Source organism: Acinetobacter sp. ME22, assembly GCF_022012315.1.
GTDB classification, from domain to species: Bacteria; Pseudomonadota; Gammaproteobacteria; order Pseudomonadales; family Moraxellaceae; genus Acinetobacter; species Acinetobacter brisouii_A.
On record NZ_JAKLTL010000002.1, the window covers coordinates 403767 to 419690 of the forward strand.

14 protein-coding genes are annotated in these 15924 nt (G+C 35.6%); 7 read left to right on the forward strand and 7 right to left on the reverse strand.

The window, feature by feature from the left end; all coding sequences use genetic code 11:
• Positions 1–461: 461 nt before the first annotated feature.
• The 3 genes from prmB to LVY74_RS04650 all read left to right on the forward strand — a co-directional run bounded on the left by prmB (position 462) and on the right by LVY74_RS04650 (position 2968).
• Positions 462–1472: a 50S ribosomal protein L3 N(5)-glutamine methyltransferase gene (gene prmB / locus LVY74_RS04640; protein ID WP_237814031.1), complete on the forward strand. Its 1011-nt coding sequence runs from the start codon at positions 462–464 to the stop codon at positions 1470–1472.
• Between the two features lie 12 nt (positions 1473–1484).
• Positions 1485–2576: a chorismate synthase gene (aroC, locus tag LVY74_RS04645; protein WP_151710227.1), complete on the forward strand. Its 1092-nt coding sequence runs from the start codon at positions 1485–1487 to the stop codon at positions 2574–2576.
• 149 nt (positions 2577–2725) lie between these two features.
• Positions 2726–2968, forward strand: a complete 243-nt coding sequence (locus tag LVY74_RS04650; protein ID WP_237814032.1) for a hypothetical protein — start codon at positions 2726–2728, stop codon at positions 2966–2968.
• 208 nt (positions 2969–3176) lie between these two features.
• On the opposite strand, the gene proP is transcribed toward LVY74_RS04650, so the two are convergent.
• Both proP and LVY74_RS04660 read right to left on the reverse strand, forming a co-directional pair.
• Positions 3177–4655, reverse strand: coding sequence for a glycine betaine/L-proline transporter ProP (proP, locus tag LVY74_RS04655; protein WP_237814033.1), 1479 nt, complete (start codon positions 4653–4655; stop codon positions 3177–3179).
• Between the two features lie 396 nt (positions 4656–5051).
• Positions 5052–5803 (reverse strand): IS5 family transposase gene (locus LVY74_RS04660; protein ID WP_442862770.1). Its coding sequence is split into 2 segments (ribosomal slippage): positions 5052–5572 and positions 5572–5803, totalling 753 coding nucleotides; the frame shifts between segments, so codons are not numbered across the junction.
• 96 nt (positions 5804–5899) lie between these two features.
• Between LVY74_RS04660 and cas1f (LVY74_RS17735) the strand changes: the two genes are divergently transcribed.
• Genes cas1f (LVY74_RS17735) through cas7fv form a run of 4 tightly spaced genes read left to right on the forward strand, consistent with a single transcriptional unit; the run spans position 5900 to position 10566 of the window.
• Complete coding sequence (gene cas1f, locus LVY74_RS17735; protein ID WP_269090930.1) at positions 5900–6385, forward strand: type I-F CRISPR-associated endonuclease Cas1f; 486 nt, start codon at positions 5900–5902, stop codon at positions 6383–6385.
• A gap of 29 nt (positions 6386–6414) precedes the next feature.
• A complete protein-coding gene (gene cas1f / locus LVY74_RS17740; protein WP_330847864.1) occupies positions 6415–6867 on the forward strand; it encodes a type I-F CRISPR-associated endonuclease Cas1f in 453 nt (150 codons plus the stop codon).
• A complete protein-coding gene (locus tag LVY74_RS04670; RefSeq protein ID WP_237814035.1) occupies positions 6864–9821 on the forward strand; it encodes a CRISPR-associated endonuclease Cas3'' in 2958 nt (985 codons plus the stop codon). The genes cas1f (LVY74_RS17740) and LVY74_RS04670 overlap by 4 nt, the downstream gene beginning before the upstream one ends.
• Before the next feature lies 1 nt (position 9822).
• A complete protein-coding gene (cas7fv, locus tag LVY74_RS04675) occupies positions 9823–10566 on the forward strand; it encodes a type I-Fv CRISPR-associated protein Cas7fv (protein WP_237814036.1) in 744 nt (247 codons plus the stop codon).
• A 507-nt stretch (positions 10567–11073) separates the two neighbouring features.
• On the opposite strand, the gene LVY74_RS04685 is transcribed toward cas7fv, so the two are convergent.
• From LVY74_RS04685 to LVY74_RS17850, 5 genes are read right to left on the reverse strand one after another with little or no spacing between them, the layout of a single operon-like run.
• Positions 11074–12648 carry a GTPase gene (locus tag LVY74_RS04685; protein ID WP_237814037.1) on the reverse strand — a complete coding sequence of 525 codons (1575 nt, stop codon included), beginning with the start codon at positions 12646–12648 and terminating at the stop codon, positions 11074–11076.
• Positions 12638–14371, reverse strand: a complete 1734-nt coding sequence (locus LVY74_RS04690; protein WP_237814038.1) for a dynamin family protein — start codon at positions 14369–14371, stop codon at positions 12638–12640. Before LVY74_RS04690 ends, LVY74_RS04685 begins: the two co-directional genes overlap by 11 nt.
• Positions 14364–14804, reverse strand: a complete 441-nt coding sequence (locus LVY74_RS04695) for a hypothetical protein (RefSeq protein WP_130235040.1) — start codon at positions 14802–14804, stop codon at positions 14364–14366. The genes LVY74_RS04690 and LVY74_RS04695 overlap by 8 nt, the downstream gene beginning before the upstream one ends.
• A gap of 8 nt (positions 14805–14812) precedes the next feature.
• Positions 14813–15637 (reverse strand): GTPase, encoded by an 825-nt coding sequence (locus tag LVY74_RS04700; protein ID WP_237814039.1) that lies wholly within the window; start codon positions 15635–15637, stop codon positions 14813–14815.
• The gene (locus LVY74_RS17850; RefSeq protein ID WP_442862772.1) at positions 15627–15920 is read right to left on the reverse strand and encodes a YkgJ family cysteine cluster protein; all 294 of its coding nucleotides are present in this window, start codon (positions 15918–15920) and stop codon (positions 15627–15629) included. Before LVY74_RS17850 ends, LVY74_RS04700 begins: the two co-directional genes overlap by 11 nt.
• Positions 15921–15924 lie beyond the last annotated feature (4 nt).

Sequence of the window (15924 nt, forward strand, 5' to 3'; positions counted from 1 at the left end):
GCCTACTTAATTTTCTAATTTAAGTAGGTTTTCTTTTCTAAGCTGCCTACATGGCAGTGAACGCTGTGAAAGAAAAAGAACAACAAATCACTGATTTCTAAGCTGCCTACATGGCAGTGAACTCATACCAAATTTCTTGTGCGGCTTTTTTAATTTTCTAAGCTGCCTACATGGCAGTGAACAGTAAAAATATTATCAGAAAAATAGAAATAACAAAGGCTTAAATATAAAAAATCCCAAAAGACCCAAATTTTTTAGCCGAGTTATAACTATTTGATTTTATTAAACTGTTAAAGAGTCTAAAAATATTGGGTCAAAAGTCATGATCTGTCAAATTAAAAAATACATAAAATTTACATTGATCGAGAGGATCATTTGCCCAAAGACGCTATAAGCATTAAAAATCACACTAAAACAGGGTAGAATACCGAGCATATAAATTTATAGATTTGGAGTTCTGAGTGGAGCGATTGACGATTAGCCCTGAAAGTTTAAATGAAGCGGCTGAAAACTTAAGCACGATTCGTGATTTTATTCGCTTTGGGGTCACAGCACTGCGTCAATACGATGCTCATTTAGGGCAAGGCACAGAAGACTTTTTTGCAGAAAGCTCAGCGTTGGTATTACAAACCTTGTCTTTAGACTGGGCAGCTGATAACGAAATTCTCGATGCAAAACTCTTACCAAGCGAAAAAGCAGAATTTTTAAGCCTTTTAGAGCGCCGTATCAATGAACGCGTTCCAACCTCTTACTTACTGAACCTTGCTTATTTCTGCAATAAACCATTCTATGTTGATGAGCGTGTCTTAATTCCACGTTCACCCGTTGCAGAACTCATCGAGCAACGCTTTGCACCTTACTGTTTAGATGAAAATGGGCAAATGCGCGAAGCTTTAAATGAGCTTCCTGAAAATGCAAATCCACAAACTCCACGCCGTATTTTAGATATGTGTACAGGTTCGGCGTGTATTGCGATTGCACTTGCATACGCTTACCCAGAAGCTGAAGTCGATGCGACAGATATTTCACGTGAAGCACTTGAAGTGGCAGCAATCAACACTGAACACCACAACATGCAATATCAGGTTGCATTGTTAGAGTCAGACTTATTCTCAAAAATTCCTGCTGAAAATCAATATGATTTGATCGTCAGTAACCCACCCTATGTCGATGCCGAAGACATGGCAGATTTACCTGAAGAATTTTTACATGAACCAGAATTGGCACTTGCAGCAGGTCAGGACGGTTTAGACTTGGTTCGTAAAATGTTGGCTCAAGCGGCAGATTATTTGACTGAAGATGGTCTGATTGTGATTGAAGTGGGTAACTCTGAGTGGGCAATGCGCCAAAACTTTAATACAGTTGACTTCCATTGGTTAAAATTCCAAAAAGGTGGTTCAGGTATTTTTGCTTTGACTGCTGCACAATGTCGTCAATATCAACAATTATTTCAAGATTCAGTGAATGCATAAGGAATTGTCATTATGGCAGGAAATAGTATTGGGCAACTTTTTCGTGTAACCACCTGTGGTGAGTCGCACGGTGTCGGCTTAATGGCGATTGTCGATGGCGTTCCTCCGGGTCTTGAATTGGTTGAAGCAGATTTACAAAAAGATCTCGATCGCCGTAAACCGGGCACATCAAAATTTGCGACGCAACGTAAAGAACCTGACCAAGTTGAAATTATCTCTGGTGTATTTGAAGGTAAAACCACAGGCACACCGATTGGTTTGTTGATTCGTAATACGGATCAAAAATCAAAAGATTATGGCAATATCGCGCAGACTTTCCGCCCGGGACATGCAGACTATACTTACACACATAAATATGGTTTCCGCGACTACCGTGGCGGTGGTCGTTCAAGTGCGCGTGAAACTGCTATGCGTGTGGCAGCAGGGGCGATTGCGAAAAAATACCTCGCTGAAAAATTTGGCATTGTCATTCGTGGACATGTGACCCAAATCGGGACAGAAGTTGCTGAAAAACTGGACTGGAATGAAGTACCAAACAACCCATTTTTCTGTGGTGATGTCGATGCCGTTCCTCGTTTTGAGCAACTAGTAACGTCACTACGTGAACAGGGCACAAGCTGTGGTGCCAAGCTCGAAATCTTGGCTGAAAATGTGCCTGTGGGTTGGGGTGAGCCAGTATTTGACCGTTTGGATGCCGACATCGCACATGCCATGATGAGCATCAATGCGGTGAAAGGTGTAGAAATTGGTGATGGTTTTGCAGTCGCAGGACAGTTTGGTCATGAAACCCGTGACGAACTGACTTCACAAGGTTTCTTGGCAAATCATGCAGGCGGCATTTTAGGTGGGATTTCAAGTGGTCAAGACATTCGTGTTGCGATTGCACTTAAACCGACAGCCAGTATTACCACATCTGGAAAAACCATTGATATCAATGGTCAAGATGCTGATGTATTGACGAAAGGTCGTCACGATCCTTGCGTAGGCGTTCGCGCTGCCCCGATTGCAGAAGCGATGCTTGCCATTGTACTGATGGATCATTTCATGCGTCATCGTGCGCAAAATGCTGATGTGGTCGCGCCATTTACACCGATTGCACCCTAAAAAATAGTCAAAAGAGCAATAGCTTCACTTTGGTGGGGCTATTTTTTTAGTTGTTGTTTATTCAGGCAGTTTATACATAAATAACGTTTCCTTTCGCTTTTAAACCTGTTAAAACAAAAATAAAGCCTAGAGAAAAAGGGTGACATCGCATGAAAACCACAGTGAAATATATTGCTTTAAAAAGTAAAGACTACCAATTAGGCCGCCCACTTTTTGAGGAAGAAATTGAGGAAACAGGTGATTACTTTGAGCGTATCCCCAGCCATATTCAATTTCAAAATTTACAGTTTAAAGTGAAATCTAAAGAATTAACGCGCAAGCAAATTTTTGATGAATTTGAAGAATCTCAAACCATTATTGTCAAAGTCATTCCTGTATCTGATGTAGGCTAAAACCTATACCTGTTGAATCAGTGATATGAATCAACAGTTTTTTTATTGATATTGTTGCATTCAAAATGATGATTAATTTGTGGAAGAATACAATACGATCTTAAAAGATTCAGCAGTGTTATGCAGTTTTTCCTACATGACAGACCAGTTAAGTATTTGATTTAAAAATGCCTGCAATTCAGCAGGCATTTTTAAAATAGGCGCATATTTAGTTGATTTCAGGGTGCTGATCGGCAAGATTTTGTCGTTTACGCTGTAAATGTTCAATTTGCTGATCAAGAACATCAATTTTTTGTTCGATATGATCATGGAATTGTTCAAGTAACTCTTGTGCTTCCTCTTCATCAGTTGCTAGAGGTGCTGCCCCTGTGAGCGGTTTATTGGCTGTTTCTTTTAAATAAAATGCGGTAATTAAACCGACTGCACCACAAATCATCAAATAATAAGCAGGCATCATCAAGTTATGTGTAGTTTCAACCAAAGCAGCGGTCAGCGTTGGCGTTAAACCTGCAATAACTACAGAAATATTAAAGGCACTGGCAAGCGCACTATAACGGATTGCAGTAGGAAACAGGGCAGGCAACGTCGATGCCATAACGCCAATCAGCATGTTTAAAGAAAGCGCTAAAATCAATAATCCCCAAAAAACCAGTGCAGTCACATGGCTATTTAAGAATAAAAAAGCAGGATAAGACAGTCCAATCAACATTAAACTACCCATAAAAATAAACGGGCGGCGTCCCCAACGATCACTTAACCAACCAATCAGTGGCTGTACAAACAGCATGCCAATCATCACGGCAATAATAATCAGCACACCATGACTTTCAGAATAGCCTAAGTTATGTGTAAAGTAACTTGGTAAATAAGTAAGTAGCATATAATAGCTAACGTTGGTACAGATCACTAAACCCATACACAGCAATAAACTACGCGAATGTTGCTGAAAAATTTGTTTAAAACTTATTTTTTGTGGTTTTTCTTCTAGCTCAGTATGTTGTTGAAATGCAGGGGTTTCATCAAGCGCATGGCGTAAATATAAACCAATAATCCCTAAAGGCAGCGCTAAAAAGAAAGGTAATCGCCAGCCCCATTCTAAAAATTGACTTTCACCGACTAAAAAAGTAATTAAAGAAACTAAGCCTGCTCCAAGTACAAAGCCTGCAATTGAACCAAAATCTAACCAACTTCCCATAAATCCACGTTTACGGTCAGGTGAATATTCGGCAACAAAGATACTCGCACCCGCATACTCTCCTCCAACTGAAAAACCTTGTGCAATTTTGACAATAAATAAAAGCACAGGTGCCCAAAGCCCGATACTGGCATAACCTGGAATGAGTCCAATCGCAAATGTGCTTAAAGACATAATAATAATGGTGATCGCCAATACCTTTTGTCGACCATATTTATCTCCCAAGACCCCAAAGAATAAACCACCTAAAGGGCGGAAAATAAAAGGAATAGAGAATGTCGCTAGGGCAGCAATCATTTGAAGACTAGGAGATGCGTGAGGGAAAAAGACTTTACCCAGTGCAAATGCAACAAAACCATAAACACCAAAATCAAACCACTCAATTGCATTACCAATGGCTGCGGCAGTAATTGCTTTTTTAGTTTTTTGCTGATCAATGATATTGATGTCATCGATTTGTAGAGGTTGAGGTCTTTTTCTTAATTTACGCATAATGTTCCTTATACAATCAGTCATTAAAAGCATGCGCTTTTAAAAATAATGATGAGCAAGAACTGTTTCAGCATAATAAGAGAAAATAAGTGCCTTGCAGATACAGCGATCCATACTTATTTTTTCTTATAATGTTTTATTAAAGTGAAACAAATTCATATATTTATTTATATTACTTAAATGAATGGTAAAAAATGTTGAAGTTATGCTGAAAAATAAGGGTAAAAAAGCTTGGTTTTTGTAACTGATTGAAATTTTATTTATTTTAATGTGAATATAAATTTTTATCGAAATTTAGAAAAGATACGACATTTGATGTCGCTTAAAAGTGCGACGAAATTGGCTTTTTAATCAAAATTAACTATGCTTAATGTCATAAATGACTAGGGCGTGTCCTCATTTGGCTTTGCACCAAATTAACATGCAAGCAATGTAAACCATAGACTGGTAATTTCGTGCAAGCTTGTCAAATCGGGTTGCTATCGCTCGGAAATGTTTTAATCTCGCAAAGGCATTTTCAACTAAATGCCTTAAACGATATAAGTACTGATCAAATTCTTTATTTTCTCGCTTACTATTTGATTTCATTGGGATGATCGGCACAATATTTTGCTTTCTTGCCAACATCCTAATTTTTTCTGAATCATAGCCTTTATCCGCAATCAAATAATCTTCCTGACCAATCTCACCAATCAACTGCTCCGCAACTTGGCTGTCATGGACTTCACCTCCAGTGATTTTAAAATCAATCGGTAATCCATTCGCGTCGGTTGCAATATGGATTTTTGAGGTTCTTCCACCTCTAGACTGTCCAATTGCTCGCTCGAAACCATGCCGAGCTCCACTTGCATGCTGATGCGCGCGTATGTAGCTTCCGTCAATGAATACCCATTCTTGATCCAATACGCCTCGTAGTTTAAAAAAAATTTATCCCACAAGCCCTTGCTTGCCCAACGATTAAAGCGGTTATATGCTGTTTTCCAAGGACAAAATTCTTCAGGAATATCACGCCATGTCGCACCTGTACGTAATTTCCATAAGATGGCTTCCATGATATTTCTACTGTTCTTTGAACAATAACAACCATGAAATTGCATCGTAGATTGGATTTGTTGCCAAATATCATCGGTGAGTAGAGTGCGTGCCATTGATAAATATACAAATGAAAAGGGATTAAATCACTTTTTTAAACCTTTAAAACTAATTTTTCAAATGAGGACATGCCCTAAAAAGATAAAATATAAATGCAGCAACTTAACCCTTCAGATTTAAAAGCAATTCTTCATTCGAAACGTGCCAATTTATATTATTTAGAACATTGTCGGGTCATGCAAAAAGATGGTCGGGTGCTTTATCTGACTGAAGCTAAAAATGAAAATCAATACTGGAATATTCCGATTGCCAATACCACAGTGATTTTACTGGGTACAGGCACATCCATTACCCAAGCCGCCATGCGTATGCTTGCCAGTGCAGGGGTGCTAGTGGGTTTTACAGGCGGTGGTGGAACGCCTTTATTTATGGGCAGTGAAATTGAATGGATGATTCCACAAAGTGAATATCGCCCAACGGAATATATGCAAGGCTGGATGCAGTTTTGGTTTGATGAAGCGAAACGCTTGCAAGTGGTAAGCAGTTTCAACAGGCACGGATTGCATATATTCGAAAAGTTTGGGCAAAAGATCGAGAGTTGCAAGCAGAAGGGTTTTATCTTGATGATCTGGATATAGAACAAGCCCTTGCTTAGTTTGAAAAGAAAATTCCACATCAAGAAAAAGTCGGTGACTTATTACTTGTCGAAGCTCAGACTACCAAACAGCTTTATAAAAGTGCAGCAACACGTTGCAAACTTGGTTTTGAGCGTAATCCAGAACAAGGTGATTTAGCCAATGATTTTCTGAATCATGGCAATTATTTGGCTTATGGGTTGGCGGCAACCACGCTTTGGGTATTGGGGATTTCGCATAGCTTTGTGGTGATGCATGGCAAAACTCGTCGTGGAGCTTTGGTATTTGATGTTGCGGACTTAATTAAAGATGCGATTGTATTGCCTTGGGCATTTATCTGTGCCAAAGAAAAAATGACAGAACAAGAGTTCCGTCAGCAGATTTTACAGAAATTTACTGAGCATAAATGCTTAGATTTTATGTTTGATCAAGTCAAAGAAAAAGCCTTACAGCGCGCTTTGTCTGATGATGGAGAGCAAGCATGATTGTGACTTTTATTTCGCAATGTGAAAAGAAAGCCATTCCACGTACTCGCCGTGTGTTGGATGCCTTTGCGGATCGAATCGGGGACAACACATGGCAAACAGTCATTACCGAAGAGGGGCTAATCGCAGTTAAAAAACTGCTGCGTAAAACCGTGACTAAAAGTACCGCAGTGAGTTGTCACTGGATTCGTGGTCGGCGGCGTAGTGAGTTACTTTGGGTTGTGGGCAATCGAAATAAGTTTAATGCACAGGGTATTGTTCCTGTGAATAGTACGCAAAAAGAAGTATTTATGGATGTGATGACAATGAAAGCAAAGAAAGACGAATTTTATGCAAATACACAGTTACAACCATTAGCAGAGCATTTATTTGCAATTGGTTATTTAGCACAGAAACTTTTTAAAAAAGTTGTGGATAATGATGAATATGACAACCTGTCTAAAGTGGCATTTCTAGCAGGATGTTTACATGATTTAGGAAAATTAGATCCTCATTTTCAGGATTGGGTAAAAAAAGCAAAACAATCCGATGATATTGATGATGGACAGCATATCGAAAAAGGAAAATTTAGTTTTGATAAGCATCCATGTCATAATGAAATTTCATTATTAATATTTAATTTGTTAGAGCAGCAATGTAATAGTCTAAATAATCGACAAAAAGAAAGTATTCAGCATGTTTTATATTGGCATCACGCTAAGCCCTACCGTCAAAATGATGATTTTATAGGTAGCTATAAAGCTTATGAATATCTAATTAAAAATATCAATGCTGAACAATTTTCGATTTTAGTCAAAAATAGTACGCATATTCTTAGACGTATAAATGGAATTGCTCAACATTTTAATGAAATTGATTTAATTCAAAAACATTTGCCTTGGAGTGATGAAGATCTCATCACACTGATTGAGAATTTTGAATATAGTTTTAAAAGTCGAAACTTTCCTGAATTTAAATCGTATGCAAGTACAGATTCTACGGATGTATTAACTGGAAAAATTCAAACGAATGCACATCATAATTTGTTGCGTGCTTGTGTGATTAGCGCAGATCGTTTGATTTCAAAATTATCAGCCCAAAATTTAATGGATTATATTGCTGAAAAACGCTTAGATGAATTGCTAGGTGATCAAGAAATTTTATCGGATTTAGCCGAACATTTAAAAAATATAGTCTATAAATTTCCTAATAGTGAAAGAACCCAAAAGCAAAATCAGGTTGCACAAGAGCTTGCAGATTTGAGGGATATCGCTGTACTTGCTGGTCCCGCGGGTTGTGGTAAAACAAAAATTGCTTTGGAATGGGCAAGATTGAAAGATGCCAAGAAAATTATTTGGGTTTGCCCACGTGTGCAAGTCTGCCAAGGGATTTTTGAAGAATTAACACAGGATTATTTGCCTGATGCCAAAGTTGAGATTTTGACAGGCGAATTTAAATACATAAATGAGAATGGTAAGATCAAAAATGAGCCTGAGCCATTTTCAGGTGATGTTGTTGTCACCACAATAGACCAAATTTTAGGCTCAATTGTCTCGCATACCAATGTAAATAGTCTGTTACCTTTTATGGATGCACATGTGGTATTTGATGAATACCATGAATATATTGGGATGGAGATTTTTAATCTGCTATTTGCAGAGTTGATTGCTAATAAGAACATGCGTAAACGATATGAAAAAAATACCTTACTAGTATCTGCAACGCCACATTACTATTATCTAGAAAATATTTTAAATGTGCATAAAGATGATGTGATTGAAATGCCATCTTTTAATCAGAGCGATTATAAAATTGATTTCGTTATATATGATGAATCTGTAATTGAGGGAAATCCATTTTATCAATCTTATTCCGATCAAACTTTTATTATTTCAAATACAGCACAAACGGCACAACTTGGTTTTATTTATCAAAAAGATCACGAAAATAGTGTGTTGTTTCATTCGAAATATAAACGTAGTGATAAAAAAATATGGTTTGATGAAGTGTTTGATTCATTTAAAAAGGGTGGCTCACAAAAATATGATGTATTAAGAAGTGGTCCAATCGTACAAGCATCATTAAATATCACAAGCAAACACATGTTGAGCGAAATGACTTCACCTGAAAATATGTTACAGCGTATGGGGCGATTAGACCGTTTTGGTGAAAATCATGCTGTCAATATTTTACGAGTTGCAATTACTGAAAATGTGACCAATGGGAGTTGTAAAGGTTCATCTGCTTATTTTTTAAATCAATTAAATAGTTTACAAACAACTAAAGCATGGTATGACTTTTTACAAGATCATTTGAATGGAAAAGTATTTCAGGTTTCTGAATTATACAAACTTTATTGTGAGTTTTATAAGCAACAAGAACAGTTTGGGGATAGGTCTGCTGTTATTCAAGATATGGATAAAGCACTGAAGAAAAGCATTGATTTAATTAATAAAAAAATCACTGAGCCGACTAAAGTGATTAAATCCAAGACAGATGAAAGAAAGTCGAAGATCAGTAAAAACTCATTACGAGGTGACAGCCGTTTTGTGCAATTGGCAGTTTTAAATTTGAATGATTTCAAAAAGCCAATTTTTGAAAATAAATATGCCTATACGCCACCTTTGGATGATACAACCCAGTATGACAACCTGACAGAATCTTTGAATATTATTAAAGACTTAGGTTTGATCAATTTTATTGCACAAAAGCATGGCAATGTTGATACGACACATCCTGTCAAAGATATTCCTTCGAAAAAACAGCAAGCTCGTTGTGCAGTTTTAGAAAACTATGCAAGAGATGCAGATTTTCCTTTGTATCTGAGCTATATCGAAGATGATCTTAATAAAGTGGGTGGAACAGGGGTTCGACATCCTGAAGCAATCTATTATGCAATAAGTGATAAGCAGCCAATAGGCTCTATATCATTGGATAAATTAAAATTTTTAACAACAACACAAGAGGAAAAATAACATGGCTAAAGTAACTGGTGTAAAAAGCGTAGACTTTAAAATTACAGCATATGGTTATGGGGTTGTGAATTGGAATGGGAATGTTGCTATTCGTCATGAAGGAATGGCAAAAGATGCAACAAACCATAGCATCCCTAAATTACGAGGATATACAAATTTAACTGGTGAACAATCTGATAAAGGTTTCTTGTATAAGAAAGATCCGCGAGAAGTGGATTTTGAGAAAAATCGTTTATATATAAGCCAAAATTGTATTCGTCATCATCTCTTTAAAGACCAAACATATGATGTAAGTAATGCAAAAGATAAACCAATGGTTGATTTACTTGCTTCTATCACGGGGCTTATCAGAGGATATGTTATCCCTCAAGGAGATCAATTCAAAAGAACGAGTGCATTATTGATTACTGATTTTGTAGATCAATTAAAAAATGGAAATTATGAACAGATGGGGCGCGCAGGTTCCAAAGAAAAAGAATTGAATAAAAAAGGCGAAGAATCGAGTAACAGTATATTTTCAAAAATTACTTTCGGAGATACTGAATACGAAGCTTATGGTTCAATCAGTATTGAACAATTGCAATTTATTTCTCTTGATAAGAATTTTGATCGTGCTGCAATGATTGTCGATAATAAAGATAATACTGGTGAGAAGATTGCTCAACGTATTCAAGATTTTATTAAAAGTTTAGATCCATCAAGATGCATATTCTTGCATAGATATACCAGTCATTCTTGTTCGTAGACTACCAGCTATTCCTATTCCTAATAGACCACTAAAGATAAGAAATCTATTACATCATTTTCGTTGTGTATGAACCAATAAATAAAGTTAAGAGGAAAACCAGCCTTATTTTGCATAACCTTATTTAACTTTGGTAGATAAATCAGACCTATAAAATATTACTGTCAACTCAGACAACTTTTACTCTGATTCACTTACTACTTTAAGTGATCCTAGACAGTGTTGTGGACAGCCGATCCCTCTAACCCACACCTAATTTCTGGGCGATTGCAGATACAGACTCGTGTGAGTTTAAAAGTGCATAATTAATTGCTTGCTGTTTAAATTCAGGATTGAAGCGTTTAGCCATTTTTACATCTCCAAAGTTAACGTTACCTTATCTTTAGATGGGTGAGAAGCACTGCTTAGCAAGGTCCATTATTTTGGCTAGGATCATTATTTGGTTATTAAAAATTCAAATTAATTGAGCCTTTTACATGTTTGAAAAAGGCTCTAAAACGTACAAATTCAAGCCATTTCTGATGCATTGAATTTCTTAAAATTATTTTTGATTATTTCAAACTCCTGTACGAATTTATCAACTTGATGATCATTTTCATGAATGGTGTTTAAACTCGTTTCAATTTCATTAATTTTCTTACCATATGTTAATTTTAACATTCCCTCGGCATATTCAGATAAGTACTGATAGAAGCTTTCTAATACGGTATTAATAATTTGATATCTTGCAACTTCAAACTCTCTAATCTCTTTATTTGCATTCTCTTGCTCAGAATGTGCGTTATAAAGCTCATATCCTGCCATAAGAACTTGAATTGCTATCGCTCCTTTTCCGGCCCATTTACCTAGAGTTTTTTCCCAACGACCTTTCAAACCTGGAATCTTCATTTTTCTTCCAGTTAACAATATTTGTTTAATATTTTGTTCTTTTGACAATACTTCTAAACCATTTTCAATCAGAGTTTTATATAACTCTTTTCCTTTTAATTCAGGACGATTACGGATGCTCTCTAGATTTGCTTGCCATTTTTGTAAATTCTGTTCATTGTTATCTTCTATTTCTTCTGCTAAAACTTCCATTACTTGCTCTTGTAAGCTCAAGTACAAAGTATTAATTTCGTCTTCTGCTTGTTCTTGGCTTTGAGCATTGTTCAAGATTTCAATTACATTAGGCTTTGAATGCTGTACTAACGATTTAATTTTATTGTTTATTTTTAAAGTTGATTGAACTGATTGCTGTTCATAGTTTCGTTTATTTTCCAACAATACATCTAATTCTGAAGGTATATTATTTATTTCCAACAGATTATTTTCTAACACATGAAAAAAATGCTCATTTAAATAATTATAAAGTGCTTGCAAATATTGAGGATAATCACTTTCAAAGTCTAACCAATGTTGAAATGCTATTTGAAAATCTTTAAATCCAGATTTACTTAATAGCGCATCTTTTCCTTCTATAGCCCCTTTACATGCAGCACGCAATCTAATTGGGTGAATATTAATTTTAGCTAATTGATCAGTATCAATATTGAAAGATGAACTTAAGTTAACTAGATTTTCTTGTATCCTTTGAACAATCAACTGACATTTATCTTGCTCTTCCATTTTAAATTGGTGATTAAAAATAACAAAGATACTTTTATTACTTTTTAACATTTCAAACATGCGGTCATATAAATTTTTTGCATCCACATCCGTTTCACGCAATATAAATACAATTGCGTGTATTTGTTTTAAGTATTCATCTGTTACTTGCTGATGCTCTATTGGTGCATTGATTCCAGGAGTGTCACAAATAGTTATGCCATTCCAATGATATTCATCAACTTTATCTGTTGTTGGGATATCATTTACTTGTGCTACGTCTTTTGCCATTAAAGTATTAATGAAGGTACTTTTACCTGCATTATATGCACCAAACAACATAACATTGAGCGCAGAATTCAGCTTCTTTTGATTAAATTTTTCAATTACATCAAATAACTCTATTTTTTTCTCTTCATTAATTATGTTAGAGGAATCTAGTAATAGTTTAACCTGATCTACTGCATTTGACATGTGAATCAAATTAGGCAACATTCTTGATCTCCAGCTGATTGTTTTCAATTTTATGTTTAAATGCATTCACAATTTGTTTTAATGCACTATTTTGAGCATCATAATTTTTAAGTTCATTTTTAACTTGTTCAAATGCCTTATCTACAAATTTAGGAATTTGCTGATCAAAGTATGTTTGTAAACTTTCTTCAACATGAAGAGATGAGACACCTACAATCTCTGTCACTGTTTCCGTTTCAACAAACAATTTTTCTCCAGCAAATGCAGAACTAACACCACCGACAATTCCACCTACAATAGCTCCAGCGGCTGTACCAATAGGTCCAGCTCCCAATGTACCCACTGCTGCTCCTGTTGTAGCCCCCCCCGCAAGACTACCTAATATACTTGTGGCGGTACTTAAAACTTTTCCCTTACTTTGTTCAATTTCGATAGTATTATCTTCAAAATCTTTAATTTGATCAGAAGAAATTTGATCAGAAATTTTTTGAATTTCTGATACTAATTTACCTAGTGTTTCCGATAATTTTTGATTAAGTAAAGTATTCAACTTTTGATTAATATCTTCGACTAACTTATTTTTATCTTTTTGCTTTGCATGTTTTTCTATTAACTTAGGAACAAGTATTAGCATTTCACTTTGAATATCTAAGGTGATTGTTTTGGCTTGCTTGTCTAGAGTATCTAATGTTGTATCGATCGAAACTTCTACTTCCTTCAATCTGGCTAGGAAATTCTTTTCTAGCATAGATAACATTTTTTCTTTAAGAAAATTTTGTGCCTGCTGCTCACTCTTTCTTAATTTGTATTCACAAGCCTCTTTGAGCAAGCTGCTCATTTCTAACAACAAACGATTTAATCCCGCAGCCTCAGCATCTTGGTTTTCTCTATACATGTAAACTGATATAGAAATTGGCTTTTTTAATACTGATAAGATTGATTGATTGCGTGCTTGAGCATATTGATTTAAACGAGCTTGGACATCTTCCTCTTGAGCCTGACGAGCATGATCAGATTTGTTGATGTAGAATTGTATCAACTCACCATCATCATCCTCGTCTTCTTCCAAAATATCACTGGCAGTAATAATAGGGAGGAGAGGTTTAGATTTTGAAAGCTCCTCACGTAATTCATCTAATTCTTGTGTCTGACCGGGTGAACTTGAAGGTGTTAACCATAAGATAGCGTCAGTACAGTCTACAAATTCTTTTGTGAGTGCACCATTTTCCTCAGTGACTGAGTGTAAGCCTGGAGAATCCAACAATAAAAAATGCTGCCCCAATTCAACACCCTGTATTGTAGAGGTCGTTTCTGTGCAACCTTCTTTAAATTTTTCTGTTACTTGAACAATTTTCCCATCCTGCAATGTAAAACGCTTAACTTGATTTGATTCAAATAATTCAGAAATAAAATTGGTGAAGGAACTTTTTCCGGCATTGACTTTACCAAATACCAGAAAAATAATTCGATTTTGATAGGTATTTGCTAACTGCTGCATCTTTAACAGATTAAGAATTTGCTTATCCCATTCTTCAAATAAATTCTTAAGCTCAAAATTCAGACTATCAAATTGTTTAGCTAAGGCACCTCTGCTATTTAATTTTTTCGGCTGACTTAATAACTCGAACATGTCGTGATGTAATTGTTTTTTTTGTTTTTGAATCAATTCATCAGCTTGTTTTGCTTGTTTAATATAGCCAGTTTCAAATTTTTCCAACTGATCAAAAAATACTTGTTTATGCATTTTTTATCTCTTTTAAAGCTTGTATATTAGCGTTGAGCTGTTTTGATTCAACATCTAGATCTTTAATTTCTCTAGATAATTTTTTTGATATTTCAGAATTTGGCCAAATATTTTCAATGTGCGATTTCAATCTATTCAAGCTCGTTTTGTGAATAACTAAACTTTTCAACCGCGTTTGATCATCGGTAGGCAGAGAATACTGCTCAGCTAATTTTAAGAATTCAGTATCCAATAACTTTTTTCTCGCTGTAAGTTTGGCTTTAGCTTCAGCTTCTTTTTGAACAAGTTTAGCATTTTCTCGCTTTTCCTCATTCTCAGCATTTAAACGTGCCTGATCATTGTCAGATGATGAATTGTCATCACTCATTGCAACAGCAGCAACCGCTGCTGCTGCCGCTGCAACCCCTAACCCAATTAGTAATGGTAAAGGCATATTTCCCCCTAAAATTGTTGTTGAATTTTTTGTATTAACTTTTGGACGTCTGTTTGGAAGTTAAGATGAATATTATTTAACTCCTCAATTTTGTGAAGTTTCTTCGTAGAAATTTCCACACTTTTATTTTCTAAACTGGTTAAAATTTGTGTCTGTAAATCTTTATATTCATCTGACTTTATTTGATTAAAATCAGCTAACTTCTGATGAATCATTTTTTTTAATTCATCGATATTGCTTCTTTGTTGCATGTTGGAACTATTGTTTTTAATACCCTTAAAATAGCGTGTTTGCGATACACTAATTTTTATTAAATTTAGACTCTCTGCTTGTTGACTAATGTTATCAAATACCTGTTCAAATTGATCCGATTTTAGTTGATCTTGCTGTGTCAGTACTAGAATGATCTGTGATGGTTTTTTAAATTGAAGTAGCTGAGTCAAATACTCCATTTCCTCTCGATCTAATTCACCCACTTTGACGTTATGAACAAACAAAATTAAATCAGCTTCTTTAGTGACTGCACTATTCGCATGGTCATCATCTTCACCAGCAACATCGGCAGCTAAACCAGGTGTGTCAATCCATGTAGCTCCCGTATTTGAATCTACATAGGTTGCATTTTCAGTTGTTGTTCTCTTATCTTCTGCTTTAAAGTGGTCTTCTTTACAAAGCAGTGCATTTAATAATGAACTCTTACCATGGTTATATTTTCCATAAACTACAACATTAAAGTCTTGATTACGTTGATTTATATACTCAAAGCGATTTATTTGTTGTTCTAAATGAGGTAATTCTTTCTTTAAATACGCATAATTTACATTATTCTTCATTCATTCTTACTCTATGGTGTAAAGGTAAATTTATTTGTTCTTGCAACGTATTACAAACTTTGGCATTTGCTCTATAAAACTCATTCTTAGACATAACTCCTGTAAAATATTTTTGGTACATATTTTCTATACGACAAATTAATGGTCGATGTTTATATATCGCACACCCATCTTCTGGATGATAATAAAAACATCGGCCATCCCCCCGATGAAATTCTTTAAGTGCTTCTATATTCTTAATATTTAAACAACATAAGCCACAGCGCGTACATGGGAACGTCATCTCT

Excerpts from the sequence above, each read along its gene's own strand:
- aroC (WP_151710227.1), top strand. The coding sequence starts at position 1,485 with ATGGCAGGAAATAGTATTGGGCAACTTTTTCGTGTAACCACCTGTGGT.
- LVY74_RS04650 (WP_237814032.1), top strand. The coding sequence starts at position 2,726 with ATGAAAACCACAGTGAAATATATTGCTTTAAAAAGTAAAGACTACCAA.
- proP (WP_237814033.1), bottom strand. The coding sequence starts at position 4,655 with ATGCGTAAATTAAGAAAAAGACCTCAACCTCTACAAATCGATGACATC.
- cas1f (WP_269090930.1), top strand. The coding sequence starts at position 5,900 with ATGCAGCAACTTAACCCTTCAGATTTAAAAGCAATTCTTCATTCGAAA.
- LVY74_RS04670 (WP_237814035.1), top strand. The coding sequence starts at position 6,864 with ATGATTGTGACTTTTATTTCGCAATGTGAAAAGAAAGCCATTCCACGT.
- cas7fv (WP_237814036.1), top strand. The coding sequence starts at position 9,823 with ATGGCTAAAGTAACTGGTGTAAAAAGCGTAGACTTTAAAATTACAGCA.
- LVY74_RS04685 (WP_237814037.1), bottom strand. The coding sequence starts at position 12,648 with ATGTTGCCTAATTTGATTCACATGTCAAATGCAGTAGATCAGGTTAAA.
- LVY74_RS04690 (WP_237814038.1), bottom strand. The coding sequence starts at position 14,371 with ATGCATAAACAAGTATTTTTTGATCAGTTGGAAAAATTTGAAACTGGC.
- LVY74_RS04695 (WP_130235040.1), bottom strand. The coding sequence starts at position 14,804 with ATGCCTTTACCATTACTAATTGGGTTAGGGGTTGCAGCGGCAGCAGCA.
- LVY74_RS04700 (WP_237814039.1), bottom strand. The coding sequence starts at position 15,637 with ATGAAGAATAATGTAAATTATGCGTATTTAAAGAAAGAATTACCTCAT.
- LVY74_RS17850 (WP_442862772.1), bottom strand. The coding sequence starts at position 15,920 with ATGACGTTCCCATGTACGCGCTGTGGCTTATGTTGTTTAAATATTAAG.